The following is a 25492-nucleotide window of genomic DNA, read 5'->3' on the forward strand; positions in this document are numbered from 1 at the left end:
CCATGGGCGAGGGGATCATGCAGCCTGAGGACGAACGCTTCATGGCAGCTGCGATCCGCCTGTCGCGATGGCACACGGGCCAGACCTCCACCAATCCATCCGTCGGCTGCATCATCGTTCGCGATGGCGCGATCGTCGGCCGCGCCGTGACCGCACTCGGCGGCCGCCCGCATGCCGAGCCGCAGGCGCTCGCCGAAGCCGGCGAACTTGCCCGCGGTGCGACGGCCTATGTCACGCTCGAACCCTGCTCCCATCACGGCAAGACGCCGCCCTGCGCCGAGGCGCTGATTGCCCATGGCGTCGGCCGCGTCGTCATCAGCGTCACCGATCCCGATGTCAGAGTGTCCGGCCGCGGCATTACCATGCTGCGCGATGTCGGCATCGAGGTGACCTCGGGCGTGCTGGAGGAAGAGGGCAGGCAGTCGCTCGCCGGATACCTCACCCGTCAGACGAAGAACCGCCCCTATGTGACTCTCAAACTTGCCGTTTCCGCCGATGGCATGATCGGTCGAGCAGGGGTAGGGCAGGTGGCGATCACTGGCCCGGAAGCCCGCGCTCAGGTGCAGGCGCTGCGGGCCGAAACCGATGCCATCCTTGTCGGCATCGGCACGGCGATTGCTGACGATCCGCTGCTGACGGTGCGGACGCCGGGTCTTGAGGCGCAGTCGCCTGTTCGGATCGTGCTCGATCCCGCTCTGGCACTGCCGCTGACGAGCAAGCTCGTCGAGACAGCGCGGGACGTGCCTGTTATCGTGGTGGCGAGTGAAGAGATATCGCCGTTAGGGTCTGAGGAAGGGGGAGCTGGCACCCAGCCAATCTCCCCCCTTGTGGGGGGTGAGGTGCGTTCCGGCGAAGCCGGAGCGATCGATCCAGTGAATCGATCGCAGCACCGAACGCCTGGCAGGACAGAGGGGGGTGCCCCACCCACCGACGAAACCGATTCTCGCCGCACCGCACTCGAAGCCGCCGGCGTCGAGATCCTCTACTGCAATCCCTATCACCCCGAAGTCCTGCTGCCGGCGCTTGCTACGCGCGGCATTTCCTCGCTTCTGGTCGAAGGCGGCGCAAAGACCGCGAAGCTTTTTCTCGAAGCCGGTTTCGTCGATCGCATCCAGCTCTACCAGGCGCCTCTCGTCATCGGCGAGGGGGGGATTGAATCCCCATTGCAGGCAACCGACATACCATCCGGCTTTGCCCATAGGGGCACATATATATTTGGCGCTGATCGCCTGGACGAATACGAAAGAGAGACTTGATGTTCACCGGAATTGTCACTGATATCGGCACGATCGAATCCGTTTCGACCCTCAAGGAGGGCATCAAGCTCCGTATCGCGACGAATTACGATCCGGCGACCATCGATATGGGGGCTTCCATCTCCCATTCCGGCATCTGCCTCACCGTAACAGGACTGCCGCAGGAGGGCAGCAACGGCCGCTGGTTCGAGGTCGAGGCATGGGAAGAGGCGCTGCGCCTCACCACTATTTCCACTTGGCAGACGGGCAGCCATATCAATCTCGAACGGTCGCTGAAGATCGGTGATGAGCTGGGCGGCCACATCGTCTCCGGCCATGTCGACGGCAAGGCCGAGATCCTGTCGGTGACGGAGGAAGGCGATGCCACGCGCTTCCGTCTGCGTGCGCCGGCCCATCTCGCGAAATTCGTGGCGCCCAAGGGGTCCATCGCGCTGGACGGCACGTCGCTGACCGTCAATGCCGTAGATGGTACGGATTTCGACGTGCTCCTGATCCGCCACACGCTCGAGGTCACGACCTGGGGTGAACGCAAGGCCGGCGACTTCGTCAATTTCGAGGTCGATACCATGGCGCGTTATGCCGCCCGCCTTGCTGAGTTTCCTAGCGCGAAAACTGAATGATCGGGCCGTTATAGTCAGTCCGCGCCGCCTCCTTGAAGCCGAGCTTTTCGGCAACCCTGAGCGACGGCATATTGTCCGGGCTGATGATGCAGGTCATCGGCCGTCCCGGAAACTGTGTCTCTCCCCAGCCGATGATCGCCGTCAGCGCCTCGGTGGCATAACCCTTGCCATGCGCAGATGGCATTATTGCCCAGCCCACCTCCATCGTGCCTTCGATCGAAGGCTGCATGTCCCGCTTGGCCTCGAGAAAACCGGCTTCGCCGATGAAGCGGCCGCTTTCCTTGTCTTCGATCGCGAAGAAACCGAAGCCCATGTGATGCCACATGCCGGCAATACGCAGCAGCCGTGACCAGCTCTGCTCGCGGCTGGAGGGTACGCCGCTGATGAAACGCACGACGTCTTCGTCGCGCCAGAGCTCGAAATGTGCATCGAAGTCGTCACGCCGATGCGCGCGCAGAATAAGCCGTCCGGTTTCCAGTGTCGGGATATCGATCATGAATAGGATGCTCTGAAACGATTTGCGATGAAGGTGCTGATATCAGAAGCCGGGTTCGCCGTCCCAGTAGTCGAGAGCGTTCTCGCCCCGGCCGATATGATCGAAGGAACTGCCGTCGCGATTGGTCTTGGCGAGAAATTTGCCGGAATCGGGATATTCGCAGATTTCGGTCTTCGCCTTGGTCGACAGGCCCAGATAGATCAGCGGCGTCGATCCGGTATTGATGATCTGATGAGCCGTTTCCGGCCCGCCCGAGGGCGCACCCAGCACGTCTCCCTTCTTGATTGGATAGCGCAGCTCGCCGAAGCGATATTCGCCCGTGCCGTCGATGATGTAGAAGAGCTCGTCTTCGACATGGTGATTATGGAAGGGGCAGCCGGATTTGCCGGGCGGCACTTCGCTGTAGCTGATGCCGAGGTTGGCAAGCCCGAGATCTTTTCCGAAAGACGTGTCGCGGCTTTCGAAGAGGCTTCCCCTCGTCCAGTGTTCGAGGGAGAGATCGGCCGTATTGATGACCGGTTTTGCGTTCGTCGCCATCGGGTCCTCCGCTTTGGCGAGAAGACAATCCTATCCGACGGAAAATGCAACAGCGATTTCGAGAAAAGGCGAGTATGGGCGGTGAGGAGATCAGCCGTCCATGCTCGCCTTCCAAGTTGGCAGCCTCAGCGAACGTAGAACGTAATGCTGCCGTCGGCTGCCTGTTCTGCATTCACGACATTGCGGATATTGACGCCGTCATTGTTGAGCTTGTGTGCCAGCGACTTGTTGGCGTCGATGGAGGCCTGGATGGCATAGACAGCGCTTTGCGGGCGCTGAATGACGGAGCGCGGACCCGTCATTTCGTCGTCGAGGTTGTGCCAGTTGTAAACCGGCTGGATGTCGAAGTCGCCATGGAAGGTGCGAAGTGTCCGCTCGATACCCTGTGCGGTGTTCATGTCGAGGCTTTCAGCGCGACTGACGCCTGCAAATGCAAGGGAGGAGAAAGCGGCGGCGATGGCGATTTTAGCAACGCGGTTCATGATCGTATCCTTTCGTCTGCTGTGACGGTCGGCTGTCGTTGCAGGGGATCGTCGGTGTTACGACTGGGATTTGGCACCGCAGCATTGGCGTTTCAATGGTGTAAGTTACTGAAAATCAATTAAAAATTGTTCATGAAATCCGCCTTGGATTTGCCGTTTTTGCGTCACCCGGCTAAGCATGTTTTTCACGTCGTTACACCCGACAATGCCGAGCTCCGCTATCCCATTGCAGATATTTTGTCTTTCCTTTTGGAGCGCTACCCGAATTTGCTTGCCATTCGCTCGAAGGCATGTTTTGACCGCGGCCTGCCCGAGTGGAAAATGCCCCTCCAACCGAAGGTGAACCATGCCGAAAGAGACCGCTCCCCATATTTTGATCGTCGAAGCGCGCTTCTATGACGACATGGCCGATGCTCTTCTGGAGGGCGCGACCTTCGCGCTGGAAGAAGCCGGCGCCACGTTTGATGTCGTCACTGTGCCCGGCGCGCTGGAAATTCCGGCGGCGATTGCCATGGCGCTCGATGGCGCGGATAATGACGGCACGCAGTATGACGGTTTCGTTGCACTCGGCATGGTCATCCGCGGCGAAACCTATCATTTCGACATCGTGTCGAACGAGTCTTCGCGTGCGCTCATGGATCTCGCCGTCAGCGAGTCCCTTGCCATCGGCAACGGCATCCTGACCGTCGAGAACGATGAACAGGCCTGGGTGCGTGTGCGCCGCTCGGAAAAGGACAAGGGCGGTTTCGCCGCCCGTGCAGCTCTCACCATGATCGAGCTGAAGAAGAAGTTGGGTGCATAAAGAATGACTGACGAAAATACCGAACGACCGGTCAAGGCTGCCAACCAGCGGGGTGCTGCGCGTCTTGCGGCTGTGCAGGCGCTTTATCAGATGGATATCGGCGGCACCGGCGTTCTGGAAATCGTGGCGGAATACGAGGCGCATCGCCTCGGCCAGGAACTTGACGGCGAAACCTATCTGAAGGCCGATGCCGGCTGGTTCCGCTCGATCGTCTCAGGCGTCGTGCGCGACCAGCTACGCCTTGACCCGCTGATCGCCTCCGCCCTGCAGGACGATTGGGCGCTGTCGCGTCTGGACAGCACCGTCCGCGCCATCCTGCGCGCCGGCGTCTTCGAACTCGTCGACCGCAAGGACGTTCCGGTCGCCGTCATCGTCACCGAATATGTCGAGATCGCTCGCGCCTTCTTCGACGATGATGAGCCGAAGCTCGTCAATGCCGTTCTGGACCGCATCGCCAAGCAGGTGCGCGGCGACCAGAAGAAATAGGCACTTAGCCGCCAAACGATCCCTCCCGTTCTTTCTGCGGAACTGCAAGGCTTTTGAGGTTTTGCAGTCTTGACGCGACGTTATCGACCACGCAATCTCCACTCGCCTGCTGGGCGTTTCTGTGGAGAGGAGTCGATTCAGCAGCGTTCGTCGCCGGAGAAGGAGTGAGTTCCGGCTTATGGGAGGAAAGAGCGAATGACCATTCTTTTATTGGTAATCGCATGTGGCCTGCTCTCGGTGGTCTATGCCATCTGGGCAACCCGGTCGGTGCTTGCTGCCGATCAGGGAAACAGCCGCATGCAGGAGATCGCGGGCTATATTCGCGAGGGCGCACAGGCCTATCTGACGCGTCAGTATAGAACCATTGCCATCGTCGGCATTGTTGTTTTCATTGCAGCATGGCTGCTCCTTTCCGCCACGGCCGCGATCGGGTTCCTGATCGGCGCCGTCCTCTCGGGTGCTGCCGGCTTCATCGGCATGCACGTCTCCGTCCGCGCCAACGTGCGCACCGCCCAGGCAGCGTCCACGAGCCTCAAGGCCGGCCTGGACATCGCCTTCAAATCGGGCGCGATCACCGGCATGCTGGTTGCCGGCCTCGCGCTTCTCGGCGTCTCGATCTATTATTACGTGCTGACGATCGTGCTCGGACACGAGGCCGGCTCGCGTGAAGTCGTCGACTCCCTCGTGGCGCTCGGCTTCGGCGCGTCGCTGATCTCGATCTTCGCCCGTCTCGGCGGCGGTATCTTTACGAAGGGCGCCGACGTCGGCGGCGACCTCGTCGGCAAGGTCGAAGCCGGTATTCCGGAAGACGATCCGCGCAATCCGGCAACCATTGCCGATAACGTCGGCGACAATGTCGGCGATTGCGCGGGCATGGCGGCCGACTTGTTCGAAACCTATGCCGTGACCGTCGTCGCGACCATGGTTCTGGCGGCAATCTTCTTTGCCGGCGCACCCATCCTGCAGTCGGCCATGATCTACCCGCTGGCGATCTGCGGCGCCTGCATTATCACCTCGATCATCGGCACCTTCTTCGTCAAGCTCGGCCCCAACGGCTCGATCATGGGCGCCCTCTACAAGGGCCTCATCGTCACCGGCCTTCTGTCTGTCATCGGCCTCGGTGCCGCAACCTCGTTGACGGTCGGCTGGGGTTCGCTCGGTCAGGTCGCCGGTTTTGACGTTACCGGCACGAAGCTCTTCTTCTGCGGTCTCGTCGGCCTCGTCGTCACAGCGCTGATCGTCGTCATCACCGAATACTATACCGGCACCGGCAAGCGCCCGGTCGTGTCGATCGCCCAGGCATCGGTTACCGGCCACGGTACCAACGTCATCCAGGGTCTTGCGGTATCGCTGGAATCGACGGCGCTGCCTGCAATCGTCATCGTCGGCGGCATTCTTGCCACCTATCAGCTCGGCGGCCTGTTCGGCACCGGCATCGCGGTCACCGCGATGCTCGGCCTTGCCGGCATGATTGTTGCGCTCGACGCTTTCGGTCCGGTCACGGACAATGCCGGCGGCATCGCGGAAATGTCCCACCTGCCGCCGGAAGTGCGCAAGTCCACGGATGCGCTCGATGCCGTCGGCAACACGACGAAGGCCGTCACCAAGGGTTACGCGATCGGTTCGGCCGGTCTCGGCGCGCTGGTGCTCTTTGCGGCCTATGCGAACGACCTGCAATATTTTGCCGCGCATCCCGACCAGTATCCTTATTTCCAGAATATCGGCACGATCTCATTCGATCTGTCTAACCCTTACGTGGTTGCCGGTCTGCTGTTCGGTGGCCTGATTCCCTATCTCTTCGGCGGCATCGCCATGACCGCTGTCGGCCGTGCCGCCGGCGCGATCGTCGAGGAAGTGCGCAAGCAGTTCCGTGAAAAGCCAGGCATCATGCAGGGCACGGAAAAGCCTGATTACGGCCGCGCCGTCGATCTTCTGACCAAGGCTGCGATCCGCGAAATGATCATCCCGTCGCTGCTGCCGGTGCTAGCGCCTATCGTCGTCTATTTCGGCGTGCTCATCATCTCCGGCTCCAAGGCGTCGGCCTTTGCAGCGCTTGGGGCATCGCTGCTTGGCGTCATCATCAACGGTCTCTTCGTCGCGATCTCGATGACCTCGGGCGGCGGCGCGTGGGACAATGCCAAGAAGAGCTTCGAGGATGGCTTCGTCGACAAGGACGGCGTGCGCCACATGAAGGGCTCGGATGCTCACAAGGCATCGGTGACGGGTGATACCGTCGGCGATCCCTACAAGGATACGGCCGGTCCCGCCGTCAACCCGGCGATCAAGATCACTAATATCGTAGCCCTGCTGCTTCTGGCGATTCTCGCGCATTAAGGTGCGCTAGCCAACAATACAAAAACCCGCCGGAAGCGATTCCGGCGGGTTTTTGTATAGGAAACAGCTTGTTTTAGCGCAGGCTGGACGGGTTCTGCGGCGTGCCGCCGGCGCCGCCACCGAAGAGGCTCTTGGCCGCATTCGCTGCGCTGCCGCCGGACAGCATCTGCTGCAGGAAGGTAAGTTCGCGACCGCCGGTCGGCGTGACGCGGGAAATCGTGTCGAATACCTTGCCGTCCTGCAGGGTGTAGTTGGCGCGGCGGGCAACAACCCCGTCCTTGTCGAAATAGATGGCGAGAATGCTCTGGGCGGTGACGCGCAGCTTCTGGAATGCCATCGAGCGCTGGCGGCGCTGCGAGATGTAATAAAAGACTTCCCCGTCGAAGGTTGCCGTGGTCGACGGCGTGCCGAGCGACAGCAGCACCTGCTCACGACTGGAACCTTCAGGCACCAGCGCCAACGACTGCTCGTCGACGATATAGCCGCCGTTCAGCACGGTGCTCGTCTGGCATCCTGAGAGTGTGGTGGCGGAGGCGATTATGATGGCAATGGCCGCATTGCTGAAGAATTTCATGTCAGACTTGAAATACCGTTTCTTCAACGACATCTACTCCCTTGAGTATCGATAGCAGCCATTCCAAACACTGCGTGCTTCCTCCTGCAGAACCATTGTGGCCATTCCGGGGTCGAATTCTCCCGATCTGTCTCGTTGTGCACCGGAGCGCACCTGTCTCGAAACCGGCCACGAACGGCATTGCAATTCGCGCCTGCTTCGGTAAACCAGCTTTCGAAATCATGCAACAAGGCCCGGTGCCGCTCGGCGCCAAGAATGCGGCATTTCCGGAAAAAACAAATGATCTTCGGGCTCTTCGGTAAGAGAAACAGCAACCAGACCATCATCGACCGGCAATACGCCGCGCTGACGGCTGCCGCCCGCATGCCGGAGCTCTATGAGCGCCTTGACGTGCCCGATACCGTCATGGGCCGCTTCGAGATGCTGTCGATCGCCATGATCCTGTTTTTCCGCCGTACCCGCACCTCCGGGACGAGCGGCCAGGAGATCGCCCAGGAAATCGTCGATGCTTTTTTTCAGGATATCGACTATTCGATCCGCGAGCTCGGAATCGGCGATAACAGCGTGCCGAAGCGCATGAAGAAGCTCGCAGGCATGTTTTATGGACGGTTGGAAGCCTATTCGAAGGCTATGGATGCCGGCGATGCTGCCGCACTTTCCGTGGCCCTCCAGCGCAATATTTATCCCGAAGCAGCCGAGCCCGCCGATATGAGCGGGCTGGCGCAATGGATGGTGGCGGCGGAGGCCCACCTGTCGGCCATTCCCGAAGAGGCGATCGCCACCGGTTCGGCGACGATCCCCGGGGTCGCCTGAGGAGTAGAATCATGAAGAAAGATCTGAGCGAGATTCCCTTTTCATATCCGGTCAAGGTCGGACACATCTCCGCCAATCCTGTCGAGGTCCGCGTGAGCGCCGACAAGGACGAGCTGAAGGCGCTGGCCGAAAGCTGGAACGTCGTGTCGGTGGACGATCTCCATGCCGACCTGCAGATCAACAGGTGGAAGCGCGACGGCATCCGCGTCAAGGGACGCGTACAGGCGAAGATCGTCCAGTCCTGCATCGTCACGCTCGAGCCGGTCGAATCTGCAATCGATGAGACCTTCGAGCAGATCTTCGTGCCGGAAAATTCCAAGCTCGCCCGCCATCCCGCCAATGATACCGGGGAAATGGTGCTGGATCCCGACGGTCCGGACCTGCCTGAAATCTTTACCGGCGATACGATCGATGCCGGCGAGATCGTCGCGGAATTCGCCGCACTCGCCATCGATCCCTATCCGCGCAAGGAAGGCGTGGAGTTCGAGGCTCATATCGAGGATACGGGGGAAAATGACCGGAAGCCCTCAGCGTTTGCCGCGCTCAAAGACTGGAAAAAGGACTGAAGCAACACCGGCATTTGCCATAATTCAGTTGTAAGCGACGCCAAAACCGGTATTTTGGCCGAAATTTCGCCCCTGAGGCGAAAAAGAAGGATCAGGGACGCGTGATCAGAATATCTCTCGACCTCATGGGTGGCGACTTTGGTCCCCAGGTTGTCATCCCCGGTGCTGCCAAGGCGCTGGACAGGCACCCGGATATTTCCTTCGTCTTTTACGGCATCAAGGAACAGTGCGACCCGGTTCTGGCGAAGTTTCCCAAGCTCAGGGAAAAGTCGACCTTTCACGATTGCGAACTTGCCGTCAGCATGGAAGAGAAGCCGAGCCAGGCGTTGCGCCGCGGCCGCTATGTCTCCACCATGTGGCGCACCATCGAAGCGGTGAAGTCCGGCGAGGCCGATGTCGCCGTTTCCGCAGGCAATACCGGCGCGCTCATGGCAATGGCCAAGTTTTGTCTGCGCACGATGGCCAATATCGAACGCCCGGCGATCGCCGCCATCTGGCCGACGATGAAGGGCGAAAGCATCGTGCTCGATGTTGGCGCCACGATCGGCGCCGACTCGCAGCAATTGATGGATTTCGCGCTCATGGGCGGCGCCATGGCGCGCGCGCTCTTCGAGGTTGAGCGTCCGACCGTCGGCTTGCTGAATGTTGGCGTCGAGGAAATCAAGGGGCAGGAAGAAGTCAAGGAAGCCGGCCGCCTGCTGCGGGAAGCCAATCTCGATTCGCTCGAATATTCCGGCTTCGTCGAAGGTGATGATCTCGGCAAGGGTACCGTCGATGTCGTGGTTGTCGAAGGCTTTTCCGGCAATATCGCGCTGAAGGCTGCGGAAGGTACGGCCCGGCAGATCGCCGGCTATCTGCGCGCTGCCATGTCGCGCACGCTGCTTGCCCGCATCGGCTATCTCCTCGCCAAGAGCGCCTTCGACATGCTGCGTGAGAAGCTCGATCCGAGCAAGGTCAATGGTGGCGTGTTTCTCGGCCTCAACGGCATCGTCATCAAGAGCCATGGCGGGGCGAATGCCGAAGGCATCGCCGCGGCCATCGAAGTCGGTTATGACATGGCCAAGAATGGCCTGACACAGAAAATAGAAAACGATCTCAAAAAATACCATGCCAAGCGGCTGCCCCCGATGGGGCCGGAAGCCGCGTGAGCAACGAGGTTCAAGCAATATGATCCGATCTGTGGTTCGCGGCTTCGGGGCTGCACTGCCGAAGCGCGTAATGACCAACCGTGAAATGGAAGGTATCGTCGACACGTCGGACGAATGGATCGTCCAGCGGACCGGCATCCGCCAGCGCTACATTGCCGGTGATGACGAGACCACGGCATCGCTCGGCGAGGCGGCAGCACGTGCTGCGCTGGCAAATGGCGGCCTGACGCCTGACGATATCGACGTGATCATCTGTGCGACCTCGACGCCTGACAACACCTTTCCGGCGACGGCGGTCAACATCCAGAACCGTCTCGGCATGGCGCATGGCTTCGCCTTCGACGTCCAGGCCGTCTGCACGGGGTTCGTCTATGCGGTCACGACGGCTGACGCCTATATCCGTGGCGGTCTTGCCAAGCGCGTGCTCGTCATCGGCGCTGAGACCTTCTCCCGCATACTCGACTGGAATGACCGCACCACCTGCGTGCTTTTCGGTGACGGCGCCGGCGCGATCGTGCTGGAAGCAGCCGAGGGCAAGGGGACGGCGGCAGACCGCGGCGTGCTGACCGCGCATCTGCGCTCCGATGGTTCGCACAAGGACAAGCTCTATGTCGACGGTGGTCCGTCCTCGACCGGTACGGTCGGCAAACTGCGCATGGAAGGCCGCGAGGTCTTTAAATATGCCGTGGGTATGATTACCGACGTCATCCAGGCCGCTTTCGATTCGACCGGCACGACATCAGAGGATCTCGACTGGCTGGTCCCCCACCAGGCCAATCGTCGCATCATCGACGGTTCGGCCAAGAAGCTGAACATTGCCCCGGAAAAGGTCGTCATAACAGTCGATCTGCATGGCAACACGTCCGCTGCCTCCATTCCGCTGGCTCTTGCGACGGCTGCCGGCGACGGACGCATCAAGAAGGGCGATCTCGTGATGCTGGAAGCGATGGGCGGCGGCTTCACCTGGGGCGCGGCTTTGCTGCGCTGGTAGGCACGAATCCTAAAAAACTGGCGGCGAACAAGAGCTTGACCGTGAGGCACAAGACAAATAATCTTCGTCCACTTTCACAAAATATTTTCTATTGGGCGGGGAAACCATGACCGGAAAGACAGTTACGCGAGCAGACCTGGCGGAATCCGTTTTTCGGAAGGTCGGTCTCTCCCGGACGGAATCTGCTGAGCTCGTCGAAACGGTCATCGACGAGATTTGCAACGCCATCGTACGCGGCGAGACCGTCAAGCTCTCCTCTTTCGCAACCTTCCAGGTGCGCGACAAGAACGAGCGCATCGGCCGCAACCCGAAGACCGGCGAGGAAGTTCCGATTTCGCCCCGTCGCGTCATGACCTTCAAGGCGTCGAATGTGCTCAAGACGCGCATTCTCAAGTCCCATGTTGCCCGGAAGGGCAAAACCAAGCCGCAAAACCCGGCTGCCTGATCATCTTTTTTCCCGCTGAACGGAAACTTTTGCCGCGTCGCTCCTCCGGCTGTGCGCAACGCGAAGACGTGACTTGAATTCGCGGCTCCAAACCGTTGAAATATGATGAGTCGCCGTTTTGGATGGATCCGCGAGGTCGCGTAGCAGTATGACGTTGGACAAGAGCCCGGATGCCTTTCGCACCATCAGCGAAGTTGCTGATGATCTTGACCTGCCGCAGCATGTGCTGCGCTTTTGGGAAACCCGCTTTCCGCAGATAAAGCCGATGAAGCGTGGCGGTGGCCGGCGTTATTACCGGCCGGAGGATGTGGATCTCCTGAAAGGCATCCGCCATCTGCTCTATGATCATGGTTATACGATCAAGGGCGTGCAGAAGTTGCTGAAGACCAACGGCAACAAGTTTGTCGTCGCGGTTGGTCACGGCGATCTTGCAAGCGTCGAGGCACTCTCGACCAACGTGGGCGATATTGTCGCAGGCGAACCGCGCGTCGCTATGGCGGAAGAGGACCAGATCGTCGGTCGCGCCAAGCCGCCGATCACGCGCCGCTTCTTCAATTTCGTCAGCGGCGAGGACGATCAGCCGGAAATCTCGGTCGGCAAGTCGAGTGTCGGCAAGGAGGACCGTGCGCTTCTCCAGGAGGCGCTTTACGATCTCCTGGAATGCAAGCGCCTGCTTGATCAGGTGCGATAAGGCACGTCGCGCAGCGGTTTTACAGTGACGACAGGCGTGCGGCAGGAAGCTGAAGCGTTACCGGCGAATCTTGGAGATCGCGATTCGCTTCAGGCCTGCATGCCCTTGAGCGCTTTTTCGAGATCGGAGAGCTGAAACGGTTTTCTGAGGATAGGCTGGCTTGAATTGGTGCCTTCGGGCGCGCTGCCATATCCCGTCGCGAAGACATAGGGCTTGCCAAGTGCCTCAAGCAGTTTCGCGACCGGCAGCGAACTCTTTCCAGCCAGCGATACATCGAGGATAGCTGCGTCGAATTCCTTGTTCTCGGCTGCATCGAGCGCCTGCTCCAGATCCGGGACACTGGCGGTCACGCGATAGCCGAGATCCCCAAGCATTTCCTCAAGCAGCATGGCGATCAGCGCATCGTCTTCGACGATGAGTATGTCTTTCATGGTCCCGTCCGCCCTTGCGCAACTCGTGCCAGGCCCTTTGCTGGGTGTCACGGCTTATGTGTCCTGAGCCGGCTGCTCGTCAAGGCTGCGGAGCCAACCATCGGAGAGAACGCCAGCCATGCTTCATGGTCCCCGCCGACCCGGCGCACAGGCCGACATCAAGAGCATTCCCATCCCGAGGTCAACCGTGCGAGCCGAGTTGACGCCGCTCCCGCGCTCGTTTAGTCGCGGAGGCATGACGCCTCCGCTTCGCAAGGAACCTCCTGTGTCCGCTTCCCATCGCGTTCTCGATAAGACCTACGATGCCTTCCTCTTCGATATGGACGGCACGGTGCTGAACTCCATCGCCGTCGTCGAGCGCGTCTGGAGCGAGTGGGCTGTCCGCCACGGCTTCGAGCCGGAAGTCCTGCTCAAGACCATCCACGGCGTTCGTGCATCCGATGCGATCAGGCAGCTCGGTCTTCCCGGTGTCGATCCGGTCGCCGAGGCCAAGCTCCTTCTGAAGGAAGAGATGGAGGATTTCGAAGGTATCATCGAGATTCCGGGTTCCATCCGCTTCCTGAATGCACTGCCCGCCGATCGTTGGGGCATCGTCACCTCCGCGCCCATCGAACTCGCCCGTCTCCGTATGGCGGCAGCGGGCATTCCCATGCCGAAAATGATCGTCAGTGGTGAGGAAGTATCGGCAGGCAAGCCGAGCCCGGAATGTTACCTGCTTGGCGCAAGCCGTCTCGGCGTCGATCCCGCCCGCTGCCTGGTCTTCGAGGACGCGGTTGCCGGCATTCTCGCCGGCGAAGCTGCCGGCGCAGATGTCACCGTCATCGCTGAAACCCATGCGACGCCCTTCGAAACGCCGCACTTCACGATTTACAACTATGTCTCTTGGCAGCCGCGTACGATGGCGGACGGCAAGCTCACATTGGCCGCGCTATGATGGCAGCCGATTTGTAGCACGCCGGGCTCAGAGCTTGACGCGATTGCCCTTGTTATCGATCATTTGCAGCACCTTGCCATCCGTCTTGATCGAGACGCAGTCGGTCTGCTTGTTGGGAAAAAGAACGCAGATCTGACCGTTTGAAATCTTGTAGCCGTTCTTGTTGCCTTGGCGGTATTCGTAGCCGTTGGAGGCCTTCCGTAGATCGCTGGCGCCGTTCAGAAGCTGCCGGATTTCATTTTCCCTGGCGTTCCGGAACTGGACGTTTTCTGCCAATGCGATATGCGAGGAAGCCAGCGTTACGATCACGCCGATGAGAAGTGAGCGGCTTGGCAGCATGTGGTAAACTCCACGCAATGGTCTGCGGCAGATTGAAGAGAGTGAAATGATCAAGGTCGTTCTTGCCTTAGCTTTAGCAATGCTTGCCAGTAATGCAATGGCTGTTGATCCGACTAATCCGCGCGTCGACCGCCAAAACCGCGAGGATTGCCGCCGTTTTCCGGAGCGCTGCGCCGGCGACGACCGCAACCGCAACCGCCGTGACTATTATCGCGACAATACGCGCCAGGGCTCCGGACAGTATATCTATCGCGGCCAGCGCCGCATATGGACGGATGATTCGCGCTAAGCACCTCGTTTTGCTCTTGGACCGGGATCTTCCGTTAGACCTTCGGCAGTGTAAGATAGCAACCAAACCACGCCCCTCGATGTCGTCAGACCTTGGTCCGTGTCGAACGCTCCGTGATCGTGGTATTCGGCCGCGTCAGGAGTGGTGACGAACCAAGGGGAGAGAGATGCAGATATCGATCATCGCGGAACTGCAGACGGCTCGAAGCAATCTTGCCACGCTCGGGGCGACCGACCGCCGTGTGATCGTGGCGCGCATCCACAGCTACCTCCAGGAATACCGGGACGATATTCTCGGACACGTGCCTGCGGACCGATGCACATGGATCGAGCGATTGATCGCATCCCTTTCGACCAAGGCTTCGCAGATCGCCTTGTTGGACAACGAAGAATTCCGCTCCGTGCTTGCCGAATTCGAAAAACTCCTCGTCCTGCTTGAAGACCTGACGTCCTCCTGGGACGGATTACCCCACACCATTCACTGAGGCATCCGCTGGCTCGTCGCGCCCTCACGCCGGACGGCGACGTGTCATTTGGCGGAGCAAGGATGAAGAGCGGGGTCGGCTTCACGCCACATGATTTTGGTCAGACGCGGGAGGCGATATATGGGAATTTCCAGGACTGATCGCTCAAATCCGGACGCTATGCGCGCTACGCTCCGCCGTCCGGTTGGCCGCGAAGTCAACCGGCTGTTTTAGACTGAGATTTCAAGGGATTAAATGGTCGGGGCGACTGGACTCGAACCAGCGACCCCTTGACCCCCAGTCAAGTGCGCTACCGGGCTGCGCTACGCCCCGACCTGCCGAAACGGCTTGCTCCTGTTAGACTTTTCGGTTTTTGGACGCAAGGGAAAAATGCCGGCGTGATCATAAAACGGAACTTGTCCAATGGAATGTCTGTCAGGCAGCTTTTACTCTGCCTCTCCGGTGCTGCCTGGAATCCTCAAAACCGGCGGATGACTGCCGAAAAAAGTCTGCGCAAAGCGTCAAAAGTCCTTGCATACGCCGACGTGGCATGGAAATTCTTTCGCTGCTGGGCAATATGGCGTTAAGCTAGAGACGGCATCGTGCTGAAATAATATAGATTTCCGGTTGCAGTTTTTAAGCCGATAAATTTCCGGTAAAATATTTCCTTAATATCGTGACTAAATATTCCTGCTTAAAGAAGGAGATTTATTGTATATTCAGTCAAGTCTACCTTTGGCTGAGGCCAAGCGTCTGCGACATTTCCAATCTTTGACGTTTGAAATTGGAATTTATTCGCAATTTTGTTGCTGAACGTGTAAGAAAGGGAAATCGTAGGAAAGCGTAGTTTCGGGCGTATGACGATCGACAGTAACAGTCAGGATTGCCGGCAGACCCTTGCCGTTGCGTTCAAGGCCCTCTCCGAGGAGGCCGTGAAAGCCGGCTGGCCGGAAGGGGATGTTGCCCTTGCGCTTGCGGAGCTTGCCGAAGAGTATGTGGCCGAGGTCGGCGCCAAGGCGATCATCGAAGGCTTTAACCAGTTTCAGCTCTATGCAGCGAGCGACCGGCTGAAATTCTGAGCCGAATCTTCAATTCTTACACCAATTGTTCAGCGGTTCCGGCGGCCAACACGAAGGGAGGCCTGTGCTGCGCTCGCTTTTTCAGCCGATCCACCGCATAGAGGCAGTGCTGGAGCGCTATGCGGTATTCGCGGCCGCTTGGCCGGTCAGCGCTCGAGATATTTCGACGGCATCCCAGGCGGTTGCGACAATGAAGCCGTTGCTTGGAGATTTGACCCTCACGGGCAAACGGAAGCGCTTTTCGTTCACGGCTCCGCATTCCATATGTATTCCAAACGGCCCGTAACGCACGAAGCACGAGATTGTTCCCGACGATTTAATTGCTCGGTTGCTAAAATTTCGGGCTACGCGCATAATGCGAACGAGGCTGACAGGGAGGGCGTCGGCTGCGCAACAATAACGATGCGTTGTGCCCTCTAAGGGAAATGTGGCGCGATGTTGAAATCGTCAGTTCACCCCCAGGATTTACCGCTCTTCTCGGAAGATATCGACTTGCTGTCGCGGGTTTTAAGCCAGGTTTGCGACGACAGCGGCATCACTCCCCGCACGCCGGAAGCCGACCGGATCGGTGCAGCTCTCATCCAGCTTTACAGGCAGGGCGTGAAGGACAGCGGCAAGCTGAGCATTCTCGCCAAGACTTATCTCTAAAGCTCAGGTCTGCTCGACCGAGACACCGTTCTTGCCGATGCTCATCTCGACGCCTTCGGGTTTGCTCGCTTCGTGGACGATATGACGCCTGAGAGGCGCCTGGTCCGTCAATCGTCATTGGCAGCGTTGAGGTTTTCCGGCCTGATGCCGTCATCGTTGGAGCTGCGGGCGCGCAGGCGTATGCCAGGGCCGCCTTCATCCTGGTTGCCGCTGGCGATGAAGATGATGCCGTGGGCTTCCAGCGTATTGCGCACGTCGATCGTGGCGCGCGTCTCGCCCACCGATTCGCCGTTTTCCAGCGCCTGGACTGTTTCGACGGAAAGTCCTGCATGAGCTGCGAGATCCTCGATGCTCATGCCGATCATGGCGCGTGCGCCACGTATCTGTGTCCCTGTAATCATGCCGGAGATCTAGCGCTTTTGCCGAACTTCTCAAGTGTCTGTGAGCGGCTCGAGCGCTTGTGACGAACTTCCAGCGCCGCACAACCCCAGACGATGCCGAACAACAGGTAGACGTGCCGCCAGTGGTCGATGTCGATCACGTTGCCGATCGCCGCATGGCCGAGAACGGAAATCCACGCGACCATGAGAAAAGGCTGCCACGGCCGGTCGAGCAATATGTTGCGGAAGCCGAGATAGAGCGTCCAGCACAGCATGCCGACATAGCTGACGAAGCCCAGCCAGCCATAGGTCGTCAGCGATTTCAGCCAGATATTGTGTTCGTCTTCCGGAAACATGGTGCCGAAGACCAGCGGTCCTATGCCGAGCGGCCGTTCCATCATCATCTGGAAGCCGATGCGATGGCGATCGAAACGGCCGAGGTGTTCACCGTCATATTGCTGCACGAGCTGGGCGCGGGCGGAGAAGAGCTCGCTGACCTTGGGAACCTGCAGCGCGACCAGCAGCGAGGCCACCATCAGGATGATCGCGCCGAGCGACAGGACCAGCACCCGCAGCCGGAAGGCACCGCTGCGCTCCTTCAGCAGCATGATAAAGATCAGTACCACCACACCCAAGGCGAAGAGGCCCCATGCTGCGCGTGAGAAGGAGAGGAAGATGCCGAGCGCCAGGATGAGCAGCGCTCCCGCCCTGATCGGTGACGTCTTGAGATTTCCGGCGAGAATGCCGTGGACGAGGTAAAGCCCCGGCGGCACGAGGAAGGGGCCGAAGACGTTCGGGTCCTGGAAGGCGCCCTTGGCGCGGTCGTAGAGCGTGAAGACTTCCGAGCCCGGAAAGGCGTGGAAATAGCCGAGTATGCCGAGTAGGGACGTGATAACAGCCGCAAAACTCCAGGCATTGAAGATCAGCGGCAGCCGCTTGTGGCTGTCCTCGATGATCGCGGCGTAGAAGATGGAGGTCAGAGCCAGGAAGGTGGAGACGGCAATATACATCGGGCCGGTCGCCAGGTCCCGCATCTGAGTAAGCGACAGCATGCCGCCGATATTGAAGGTCAGAAGCAGCGCCATGAGCGGCGCGGTGGTGCGCGATATCTTCAGGCCGAGGATGAACCAGAGTCCGATCAGCCCCGCCATCCACAATTCATAAGGCGCCGGCTCGTCGATGACGAAGCCGGAAAGAAAGACCCCGAAAGCGACCGCCGCCGAGCCGATGAGGCGCAGCGTCTGCCGTTGCGGCTGGGCCACGCGCACATGGGATGCGTCGATCGCGCTCAATAGGCGTTTTCCGTGTTGAGCAGCCGGATCGGCGTTAGGAACAGGATCTTGAGGTCGAACCAGAGCGACCAGTTCTCGATATAATAGAGGTCGTAGGCCGTGCGGAACTTGATCTTCTCGTCATTGTCCACTTCGCCGCGCCAGCCGTTGATCTGCGCCCAGCCGGTGACACCGGGCTTGACGCGGTGACGGGCGAAATAACCGTCGACGATATCGGCGAAAGCGCGTTCGCGCGCCTGCGCGAGCACGGCGTGCGGACGCGGGCCGACCAGCGAAAGTTCGCCCTTCAGCACGTTGAAGAGCTGCGGCAGCTCGTCGATCGAGGACTTGCGGATGAAGCGGCCGACGGGTGTGACACGCGGATCACCCTTGGTGACGGCAGCCCTTGCCGTCGGATCACCCATGCTGGCGTACATGGAGCGGAACTTGAAGACGTTGATGATCTCGTTGTTGAAGCCATGACGCTTCTGCATGAAGAAGACCGGCCCTTCCGAGGTCGCCTTCACGGCGATCGCTGTCGCCAGCATGATCGGCCAGAGCAGGCAGAGCGCGATGATGGTGAAGAAGATATCGAATGCCCGTTTGGCAACGGAATCCCAGTCGCGGATCGGCTTCTTGAAAATATCGAGCATCGGCACTGCGCCCACATGCGAATAGGCGCGCGGGCGGAAACGCAGGCGATTGGCGTGTGCGGCAAGGCGAATGTCGACCGGCAGCACCCAGAGTTTCTTCAAAAGTTCGAAAATACGTGCTTCGGCAGACAGCGGCAGTGCGATGATCAGCATGTCGATGCGCGTCATCCGCACGAATTCGACGAGTTCACTCACCGTGCCGAGCTTCGGATAGCCCGCCACCATGATCGGCGAGCGCTTCTCGCCGCGGTCGTCGAAGATGCCGCAGATACGGATGTCGTTATCCGCCTGCTGCTCCAGCATGCGGATCAGTTCCTTGGCCGGCTCGCCCCCGCCGACGATGACGGCGCGGCGCTCCATGATGCCGTTGCGCGCCCAGTTGCGGATGCCCTGCGCCACGAGGAAGCGCTCGATAACCAGAAAGAGCGCACCTGCAATAAACCAGATACCGTAGGATTCCGCAGTAGCTGCGCTGAGGCCGCGCAAGAGCGAGAAGCTGCCTGTTGTCAGCACGAAGACGATGGCGAATGCTGCGAACGCACGTGGCAGATATCGCACGCGGGCTCTGAGAGCCGGAATGGAATAGGTATCGGCAAGTTGAATCGCCACGACGGTCGATGCTGAAACGACAGCCGCCATGACGGCCCGCATCGCGATGCTGTCGCTGCCGTCGCCGGGTGCGAAATAGAAGGTGACAAGGCCGATGACGAACTGCGTCAGGAATTCCAGCAGCCGCAACTGGCCGATAATGATGACAGGCGAGTAGGTTCCGTCACGAAACTGCTCGGCAATCTGACGGGCATAGGGATTGATGGGAGGCGTATCGCCGGCAGCATGCATAGAGGCGTCGCCGCGCGTCTCTACATCAGAAACCTGCTTGCGCAGGGCTTCCACGTCGAACTGTCCGCTCTTTTCCAGCTTGTTCATGGGGCTTCATCGCTCGTTGATGTGAGCGGGATAACAGAAAGCCCCTAAGAAACTTTTACGAGGCGGCCGAGATTGCCTGTGCCGTAGCGGGATTGACGAGCTCGCCGTAGAGTTTCAGCACTTCGCGGGCCATGACCGGCGCGGAAAAGACCGATTTGACCGCTTCAGGAGAAGGCATGACCTTGTCGTGCCAGCCGGGCACTGTCAGTGCCTCCGCCATCACCCGCGCCAGATCGTCGGAATCCCCCGGTGTCACCAGTGCGGGACTGTCTGTTCCAAGCACCTCGGGAATGCCGCCGACACGCGAGGCGATGACCGTCTTGCCGGCGCCGAGCCCTTCCAGAACGATGTAAGGCATGGCTTCGGCGCGGGAGGGGACGACGAGATTCTGCGCCATGGAGAAGGCCTCCCTCACGCGCATGGCGGGCAGCATGCCGATGCGCTTGCCGAGGCCGCGCTCGACCATCATCTCGCGATAACGGTCGCGTTCCGGTCCGTCGCCGATCATCAGCGCCGAAAGCGGCCGGCCGAGCAGGCGCTCGGTCTTGGCGAAGGCGTCGATGAAAAGATCCGGGCCTTTGAGATCGCGCAGCATGCCGACATAGATGAAATGTACGGCGTCGGAGCGGGTCGGAATATCGGAAAAATCCCGTGCGCCGATGCCGTTATAGATCAGCCGGTTCATGACCCGGGGCCGGCCCACCTTGGTCGCATAGGTTTGTCGCTCGTATTCGCAGATGAAGACCAGCGCATCGGTAAAATACTCCTGCAGCCGCTCCATGCGCAGCACGAACTGGCCGAGCATGGAGGCGCGGGAATAATGCAGGCTTCCGCCATGCGCAGTATAGAGGCGGGCTACGCGATACCTGTTGACCCGCAGGGCTGAGCCGGCAAGCCGCGCGAGCACGCCGCCCTTGGCGCCGTGCCCATGCAGCACATCCGGCCGCAAGCTCCTGATTTCCTTGAATGTATTCCAGAGAACCGCTGCATCCGACGGGCTGATGGAGCGCCGTATCGGAATGCGCATCAGACCGAGCGAAAGATAGGGGCGGATATCGTCGAAGAGGCTGTCCTCATATTCGCCGCCGGTCGAACTGTCGCAGATGATGCCGATGTCATGGCCCGCCCGGCTGTGTTCCTCCACGAGATCGCGGACATGGCGGAAAATTCCGCCGACCGGCGAGCGGAAGCAGTGAAGAATGCGGAGGGGCCTCTGTTCTATCATCGGCTAGAAAAGCCGTTCGCGGACATAGATCGTGTCGCCGGCGATGATCGGGCCGGAAATATTGACGCGGCCCGTCAGCACCTGTCCGTTGATCTTGCGCGTGACGTCGACCATGCTCTGGTTGGCGCGGCTGGTGAAGCCGCCGGCAACTGCGATGGCGTTCTGAACGGTCATGCCGGGCACATAGGCATATTGGCCGGGCTGGCCGACTTCGCCCATGATGAAGACGGAACGATACCGGTCGACATCGATGGTGACATCAGGATCGCGAAGATAGCCCTGCTGCAGCTTCTGGGCGATCTGGCCCGAGAGTTGCTGCAGGGTGCGGCCGCGGGCAGGGACCTGGCCGATAAGGGGGAATGCGATATAGCCGGCCTGATCCACCGTATAGGTATTGGTCAGCGTTGCCTGATCGAAGACGGTGATGCGCAGGCGGTCGCCGCTGTCGAGCGAATAGGGCTGGATCGTCGCCTGGTTGAAGGCCTTCGGCGCCGGCCGATAGGTGGTGCAGCCCGCCAGTGCAGCCATCATGGCGACAAGGCTCATAGCCATCAGGATCTTGGGCTGGACGAAGGGCATCCGCTTGCTCACAGGAAGATAATTCGGTCGAGCCGTTATCGATCTATTAGGGTTAATGCCCGGTAAAAAAACCGCCGATTTCCTCAAATCCTTTATCAGGAGCATCTTGTTTGCGAGGGAGTTGCCATTAACCGTTGAGTTACCATGGTCGTTTACGCTTCGGGCAGTTCGTATTGGAGTAATGAGTATGTCCCGCGTAGCGAGTGATCAGGATGTGGACATCGACCTCGGCCAGCTTGCGCGCGCGGTCTGGGCACGTCGTCTGAGAATATTGACGATCACCGCATTCGGTGCGGCAGTCGCTTTTGCCGGCGCCAAGATCGTTTCGCCGCAATATCGCAGCGAGACACGCGTACTCATCGAACCGCGCGCTCCGGCCTTTGCCAATACGCAGACGAGTGACGCCAATGCTGGACCGCTGCTCGATGAGCTGAATATCGCCAGCCAGGTGCAGCTTCTGCAATCGGCCGACCTCATTAAGCAGGTCATCAACAATCTGAAGCTCTACAATCTGCCGGAATTCGATGCTGCCGCGAACGGCTCCGCGCTCACCGATATCCTCGTGGCGCTGCACCTGAAGAAGAACCCGCTGGAAAATCCGCCGGAAGAGCGTGTCATCGACGCCTTCACCCAGCGTCTGCAGGTCTATCAGGTGCCGGGCTCGCGCGTCATCGGCATTACCTTCACCTCCAAGGATCCGAAGCTCGCCGCGAGCATTCCGAACGCCATGGCGCAGGTCTACCTGGCGATCCAGAGCGGCGCCAAGCTCGACTCCAACTCGGAAGCGACGCGCTGGCTCGAACCCGAGATCGACAGCCTGCGCCAGAAGGTGAGCGAGGCCGAGAAAAAGGTCGCCGATTACCGCACGACCCACGGCCTGTTGCAGACCAATGGCACGACGACCTTCACCGCGCAGCAGCTCAACGACATTTCCGTCGAGCTGACCCGCGTGCGTACAGACAAGGCGAATGCCGAGGCGAGGGCACAAGCCGTGCGCAATGCGCTGTCTTCAGGCGAAGCCTCCGATACGCTAGGTGACATCATGTCGTCGCAGTCGATCCAGCGGCTGAAGGCGACCGAATCCGGCCTGCAATCGCAGATATCAGACCTGCAGACGAGCCTGCTCAACAACCATCCGCGGCTGAAGAGCCTGCGTGCCCAGCTTGCCGATATCCGCACGCAGATCCGCCAGGAAACGCAGAAGATCCTTGCCAGCATCGAAAACGAGACGAAGGTCGCCGATCTGCGCGCCAAGGAACTTGAGCAGCAGTCCGATAAGCTGCAGGCCAACAGCGCCAGGGCAGGCGAGGACGAAGTCGGCCTGAACGCGCTGGAGCGGGAGGCGAACGCCCAGCGCCAGCTTCTCGAAACCTACCTCGTTCGCTACCGCGAAGCCGCGTCCCGTGCCGACCGGAATTCCAGCCCGGCGGACGCCCGTATCGTTTCGAAAGCGATCGAGCAGGTCGATCCTTATTTCCCGAAAGTCGTGCCTATCGTCATCGTTGCTGCCGTCGCAACCCTCATCATGAGCGCGATCGTCGTCATGCTCTCCGAACTCTTCAGTGGCCGCGCGCTTCGCCCGGTCGAGCCTCTGGAAGTCGAATCTCGCACCATCGAAGACAGCGTCGAGGAGGAAGAGCAGGGCGGAGCAGCTGCCATTCCTGCGGGAACGGCTCCCGTTCCCGCAGCAAGGCCTGCCAAGCCCAGTATGCTGACGGCAGCCGTCGACGACGACGAGGAGCCCGAAGTCGAGCCGGTCGAGGAAGCGCCTGCCGACGAGAACGAGTTCTCCGTCTCTTCCGTCGCAAGCTATCTCGCCGACTGCCGTGCTCCGCTCGCCGTTTCCATATCCCCGACCGGTGATAATGGCTCCGCCGCAACTGTTGCCTTGGCACGCCTGCTGGCCGATGATGGACGCCGGGTGATCCTGATCGACATGACCGGCTCCGGCTATCCGACCGAACTCATGGCTGAAAACCCCGAGGCACCGGGCGTTACCGATCTTCTCTGCGGCGAGGCTGCCTTCGGCGAGACGATCCATGGCGACCGGCTTTCCGATGCGCACTTGATCCCGCAGGGTGTGAGCGATGTACGTCGCGCCATGCGAGGCGCCGATCGGCTGTCGCTGCTGCTCGATGCGCTGTCATCGGCCTACGATATCGTCATCGTGGAATGCGGCGCGGCCGATGTCGCCAGCGTGTCAAGACTGACGCGCAGCAAGGAGATCGAGATTATCCTGTCTCTGCCTGAGATCGAAGAAGCTGCCTTCGTCGGCCTGATGCAGGATTTCCAGGACGCCGGCTACGAGCGTGTGGTTCTGATGTCGGTTGGCGAAGAGGTCGCGATGCGCAGCCCCGCGCGCCATGCTGCCTGATCTTCAGCCAATCTTGGCCCGGATGCTCTGGGCGAATTTATAGAGACCAGGGCGGGCCTTGATGAAGGCCTTGCCGCGGGTAATTGCCCGGTGCGCCGTGCCGGCTGCGATGCCGATGCCTGAGATCGGCAGAACCACATCGTAATGGTCCGTTTCGACCGGCGCCCAGGAGCGCTTGTAGGTCTGGTCGCCGAGACCGAAATCGAAGAGTGCCACTCCCTTGCCGTGCAGGCTCGATATCATCTGCCAGAAGAGGAATTCGCCGGGGCTTGCATCCGCAACCAGATCCTCGTCGATCGCACCGAACTGGCAGATGACGTGGTCCTCTTTGCGGGAAATCCCCGACAGCGCGGCGATGCGTCCCTCATACTCGCCCTTCAGGCGCAGGGCGCGCATCTGCAGGCCGAAATTGTCGCCAATCCGTTTGTCGATCAGCCCGTGCAGGAAGGCCTTGGTCTCGGCATCCGCAAAGACATCGGGCAGGCCGAGCGAGGCGAAGCGGGCGCTTTTCAGGCGGAAGAACATGTCGAGCAGTTCATGCTGCTCCGCGGATGCTTCCGGCGCGATGTAGTCGAAGCCACCGACCGCCTCCAGCCGCCGGCTCTGCGTGCGGAATTTCTTGCGCCTGCTTTTGGCGTTGAGCTGCTGCAGCGTCTTCTCGAACGTATCGAGGAGCGGAAGCTGATAGGCGTGGTTCTGGTTCTGCACCATGGGCAGGCCGGCAAGCATGTTACGACGGCTGCGCCATTCCAGCGGAATATTCTGCAAAAGAAGCAAATCGGCCTTGCCGGCGAGTGCTGCACGAAGGCCGGCGGCGAGGCGATGGCTGTCTACCGCATCACCATCTTCGGCAAAGGCTTGCGAAAACAGGCCGGTATTGATGTTGCTGTGGTCGGCGCCGATGAATTTGGCGATCCGCATGCCGCGCGCGGCGACGATTTCCACTGGCAGGATGAAGGCGGTGTGGTTGCCGCTCCTGCCGCGCAGGATGGCGAGCGGACGGCGGAAGGCGGCCACCCAAGCCGCGCACCAGTCATAGCTCTGATGCAGCGAGGAAAGGTTGTCGCGCTCCAGCGCGCGCCATTCCTCTTCAAGGGGCTCCATCCTGTCGAAAAGCTTGATATCGAGTTCGGCCATGGCGAGTTTCACGCTGAGTTGTCGCAGCCGGGAAATGCCGGCTTCGGCTTGCGCAGCAGCGTCAAACTTTTGTTCCAGAATATCGAGCCTCTGCGTCTGCACTGGTCTTTCTCCGGTCAAGAGATGTGTTGCAGAGGAAGGTAGAGCGCCGAGACGTATATTTGGTTTAACCGCTGCGCCTGGCTGCGGTTTTCCGCAGATCAGGGTTATTCCGCCGTTAATCCGCCCTACTGCTGTCTCGGGCCGGCCATCCACTTGATGATGACCATCGCCGGCAGCACCCAGAGCAGGCCGGTGAGCGCGAAGTAAAGCAGATGTCCCCACCACGGCGCATTGCCAAGTGTGGCGACCGCGATCGTATTCGCCACAATCGCATAGAAAAGCACGAGGATGATGATCAGGATCGTGCCGATGAATTTGCGAAGGCGGACGGGCATCGTATAACTTTCGAGCGGATGGGATTGAACCGGCGCGACGGCATGCCGCAAAGGTTCGGGGCTTGTTTTGCATCAGCCGCTGGGG

General features: G+C 60.1%; 29 protein-coding genes, 1 tRNA gene and 1 pseudogene. 17 read left to right on the forward strand and 14 right to left on the reverse strand.

The features are described from left to right. Positions 1-17 precede the first annotated feature (17 nt). Both ribD and KQ933_RS04825 read left to right on the forward strand, forming a co-directional pair. On the forward strand, positions 18-1256 hold the full coding sequence (ribD, locus tag KQ933_RS04820; protein WP_253958275.1) for a bifunctional diaminohydroxyphosphoribosylaminopyrimidine deaminase/5-amino-6-(5-phosphoribosylamino)uracil reductase RibD: 1239 nt from the start codon (positions 18-20) through the stop codon (positions 1254-1256). Next, entirely contained in the window at positions 1256-1876 is a 621-nt protein-coding gene (locus tag KQ933_RS04825) for a riboflavin synthase (RefSeq protein ID WP_216757636.1), read from the forward strand. The genes ribD and KQ933_RS04825 overlap by 1 nt, the downstream gene beginning before the upstream one ends. Here the strand turns inward: KQ933_RS04825 and KQ933_RS04830 are convergent. The 3 genes from KQ933_RS04830 to KQ933_RS04840 form a co-directional block, all read right to left on the reverse strand. Continuing rightward, positions 1857-2372 carry a GNAT family N-acetyltransferase gene (locus KQ933_RS04830; protein WP_216757637.1) on the reverse strand — a complete coding sequence of 172 codons (516 nt, stop codon included), beginning with the start codon at positions 2370-2372 and terminating at the stop codon, positions 1857-1859. The genes KQ933_RS04825 and KQ933_RS04830 overlap by 20 nt on opposite strands. A 42-nt stretch (positions 2373-2414) precedes the next feature. Further along, a complete protein-coding gene (locus tag KQ933_RS04835; RefSeq protein ID WP_216757638.1) occupies positions 2415-2909 on the reverse strand; it encodes a cupin domain-containing protein in 495 nt (164 codons plus the stop codon). Positions 2910-3034: 125 nt separating this feature from the next. Continuing rightward, complete coding sequence (locus KQ933_RS04840) at positions 3035-3391, reverse strand: hypothetical protein (RefSeq protein ID WP_216757639.1); 357 nt, start codon at positions 3389-3391, stop codon at positions 3035-3037. A 346-nt stretch (positions 3392-3737) separates the two neighbouring features. Between KQ933_RS04840 and ribH the strand changes: the two genes are divergently transcribed. The 3 genes from ribH to KQ933_RS04855 all read left to right on the forward strand — a co-directional run bounded on the left by ribH (position 3738) and on the right by KQ933_RS04855 (position 7013). After that, the gene (gene ribH, locus KQ933_RS04845; protein ID WP_183730477.1) at positions 3738-4193 is read left to right on the forward strand and encodes a 6,7-dimethyl-8-ribityllumazine synthase; all 456 of its coding nucleotides are present in this window, start codon (positions 3738-3740) and stop codon (positions 4191-4193) included. 3 nt (positions 4194-4196) lie between these two features. Continuing rightward, a complete protein-coding gene (gene nusB, locus KQ933_RS04850; protein ID WP_007819976.1) occupies positions 4197-4679 on the forward strand; it encodes a transcription antitermination factor NusB in 483 nt (160 codons plus the stop codon). Positions 4680-4874: 195 nt separating this feature from the next. Next, positions 4875-7013, forward strand: coding sequence for a sodium-translocating pyrophosphatase (locus KQ933_RS04855; RefSeq protein WP_216757640.1), 2139 nt, complete (start codon positions 4875-4877; stop codon positions 7011-7013). 73 nt (positions 7014-7086) lie between these two features. On the opposite strand, the gene KQ933_RS04860 is transcribed toward KQ933_RS04855, so the two are convergent. Continuing rightward, the gene (locus KQ933_RS04860; RefSeq protein ID WP_216757641.1) at positions 7087-7620 is read right to left on the reverse strand and encodes an outer membrane protein assembly factor BamE; all 534 of its coding nucleotides are present in this window, start codon (positions 7618-7620) and stop codon (positions 7087-7089) included. Between the two features lie 188 nt (positions 7621-7808). Between KQ933_RS04860 and KQ933_RS04865 the strand changes: the two are divergent. The 6 genes and pseudogenes from KQ933_RS04865 (at position 7809) to KQ933_RS04890 (ending at position 12241) form a co-directional block, all read left to right on the forward strand. Next, a pseudogene (locus KQ933_RS04865) lies at positions 7809-8400 on the forward strand (ubiquinol-cytochrome C chaperone family protein). Between the two features lie 11 nt (positions 8401-8411). Then, positions 8412-8966 carry a DUF177 domain-containing protein gene (locus KQ933_RS04870; protein ID WP_216757643.1) on the forward strand — a complete coding sequence of 185 codons (555 nt, stop codon included), beginning with the start codon at positions 8412-8414 and terminating at the stop codon, positions 8964-8966. 101 nt (positions 8967-9067) lie between these two features. Next, positions 9068-10114 carry a phosphate acyltransferase PlsX gene (gene plsX, locus KQ933_RS04875; protein WP_216757644.1) on the forward strand — a complete coding sequence of 349 codons (1047 nt, stop codon included), beginning with the start codon at positions 9068-9070 and terminating at the stop codon, positions 10112-10114. Between the two features lie 19 nt (positions 10115-10133). Further along, entirely contained in the window at positions 10134-11105 is a 972-nt protein-coding gene (locus tag KQ933_RS04880) for a beta-ketoacyl-ACP synthase III (RefSeq protein WP_216757645.1), read from the forward strand. Positions 11106-11211: 106 nt separating this feature from the next. Continuing rightward, entirely contained in the window at positions 11212-11550 is a 339-nt protein-coding gene (locus KQ933_RS04885; RefSeq protein ID WP_007819963.1) for an integration host factor subunit alpha, read from the forward strand. A gap of 148 nt (positions 11551-11698) precedes the next feature. Next, entirely contained in the window at positions 11699-12241 is a 543-nt protein-coding gene (locus KQ933_RS04890) for a MerR family transcriptional regulator (RefSeq protein WP_216757646.1), read from the forward strand. A gap of 89 nt (positions 12242-12330) precedes the next feature. On the opposite strand, the gene KQ933_RS04895 is transcribed toward KQ933_RS04890, so the two are convergent. Continuing rightward, on the reverse strand, positions 12331-12672 hold the full coding sequence (locus KQ933_RS04895) for a response regulator (RefSeq protein WP_216757647.1): 342 nt from the start codon (positions 12670-12672) through the stop codon (positions 12331-12333). Between the two features lie 265 nt (positions 12673-12937). On the opposite strand from KQ933_RS04895, the gene KQ933_RS04900 reads away from it, so the two are divergent. Further along, positions 12938-13606 carry an HAD family hydrolase gene (locus tag KQ933_RS04900; RefSeq protein WP_216757648.1) on the forward strand — a complete coding sequence of 223 codons (669 nt, stop codon included), beginning with the start codon at positions 12938-12940 and terminating at the stop codon, positions 13604-13606. Between the two features lie 27 nt (positions 13607-13633). Here KQ933_RS04900 and KQ933_RS04905 read toward each other — a convergent pair whose 3' ends face one another. Further along, positions 13634-13945 (reverse strand): hypothetical protein, encoded by a 312-nt coding sequence (locus KQ933_RS04905; protein ID WP_216757649.1) that lies wholly within the window; start codon positions 13943-13945, stop codon positions 13634-13636. A gap of 46 nt (positions 13946-13991) precedes the next feature. Here KQ933_RS04905 and KQ933_RS04910 point away from each other — a divergent pair, with 46 nt between their 5' ends. Both KQ933_RS04910 and KQ933_RS04915 read left to right on the forward strand, forming a co-directional pair. Beyond that, a complete protein-coding gene (locus KQ933_RS04910; protein WP_216757650.1) occupies positions 13992-14234 on the forward strand; it encodes a hypothetical protein in 243 nt (80 codons plus the stop codon). A 166-nt stretch (positions 14235-14400) separates the two neighbouring features. Next, positions 14401-14718 carry a hypothetical protein gene (locus tag KQ933_RS04915; protein WP_216757651.1) on the forward strand — a complete coding sequence of 106 codons (318 nt, stop codon included), beginning with the start codon at positions 14401-14403 and terminating at the stop codon, positions 14716-14718. 235 nt (positions 14719-14953) lie between these two features. Here the strand turns inward: KQ933_RS04915 and KQ933_RS04920 are convergent. Next, positions 14954-15030, reverse strand: a tRNA-Pro gene (locus KQ933_RS04920). A gap of 524 nt (positions 15031-15554) precedes the next feature. Here KQ933_RS04920 and KQ933_RS04925 point away from each other — a divergent pair. Then, entirely contained in the window at positions 15555-15776 is a 222-nt protein-coding gene (locus KQ933_RS04925; RefSeq protein ID WP_216757652.1) for a hypothetical protein, read from the forward strand. 435 nt (positions 15777-16211) lie between these two features. After that, entirely contained in the window at positions 16212-16424 is a 213-nt protein-coding gene (locus KQ933_RS04930) for a hypothetical protein (protein WP_216757653.1), read from the forward strand. A gap of 107 nt (positions 16425-16531) precedes the next feature. On the opposite strand, the gene KQ933_RS04935 is transcribed toward KQ933_RS04930, so the two are convergent. From KQ933_RS04935 to KQ933_RS04955, 5 genes are read right to left on the reverse strand one after another with little or no spacing between them, the layout of a single operon-like run. Further along, on the reverse strand, positions 16532-16825 hold the full coding sequence (locus KQ933_RS04935; protein ID WP_216757654.1) for a multiprotein-bridging factor 1 family protein: 294 nt from the start codon (positions 16823-16825) through the stop codon (positions 16532-16534). Continuing rightward, a complete protein-coding gene (locus KQ933_RS04940; protein WP_216757655.1) occupies positions 16822-18096 on the reverse strand; it encodes an O-antigen ligase in 1275 nt (424 codons plus the stop codon). Before KQ933_RS04940 ends, KQ933_RS04935 begins: the two co-directional genes overlap by 4 nt. Beyond that, on the reverse strand, positions 18093-19655 hold the full coding sequence (locus KQ933_RS04945; RefSeq protein WP_216757656.1) for an undecaprenyl-phosphate glucose phosphotransferase: 1563 nt from the start codon (positions 19653-19655) through the stop codon (positions 18093-18095). Before KQ933_RS04945 ends, KQ933_RS04940 begins: the two co-directional genes overlap by 4 nt. Before the next feature lie 55 nt (positions 19656-19710). Then, entirely contained in the window at positions 19711-20880 is a 1170-nt protein-coding gene (locus tag KQ933_RS04950; RefSeq protein ID WP_216757657.1) for a glycosyltransferase family 4 protein, read from the reverse strand. Between the two features lie 3 nt (positions 20881-20883). Then, positions 20884-21459 (reverse strand): polysaccharide biosynthesis/export family protein, encoded by a 576-nt coding sequence (locus tag KQ933_RS04955; protein ID WP_183730433.1) that lies wholly within the window; start codon positions 21457-21459, stop codon positions 20884-20886. Between the two features lie 187 nt (positions 21460-21646). On the opposite strand from KQ933_RS04955, the gene KQ933_RS04960 reads away from it, so the two are divergent. Then, on the forward strand, positions 21647-23833 hold the full coding sequence (locus KQ933_RS04960) for a GumC family protein (RefSeq protein ID WP_216757658.1): 2187 nt from the start codon (positions 21647-21649) through the stop codon (positions 23831-23833). 3 nt (positions 23834-23836) lie between these two features. Here KQ933_RS04960 and KQ933_RS04965 read toward each other — a convergent pair whose 3' ends face one another. Continuing rightward, positions 23837-25072, reverse strand: a complete 1236-nt coding sequence (locus KQ933_RS04965) for a GNAT family N-acetyltransferase (RefSeq protein ID WP_216757659.1) — start codon at positions 25070-25072, stop codon at positions 23837-23839. A gap of 125 nt (positions 25073-25197) precedes the next feature. Beyond that, the gene (locus KQ933_RS04970) at positions 25198-25407 is read right to left on the reverse strand and encodes a DUF2842 domain-containing protein (protein WP_037096587.1); all 210 of its coding nucleotides are present in this window, start codon (positions 25405-25407) and stop codon (positions 25198-25200) included. Positions 25408-25492: the final 85 nt, after the last annotated feature.

Origin of the sequence: Rhizobium sp. WYJ-E13 (assembly GCF_018987265.1) — a bacterium.
In the GTDB taxonomy this organism is placed as follows: domain Bacteria; phylum Pseudomonadota; class Alphaproteobacteria; order Rhizobiales; family Rhizobiaceae; genus Rhizobium.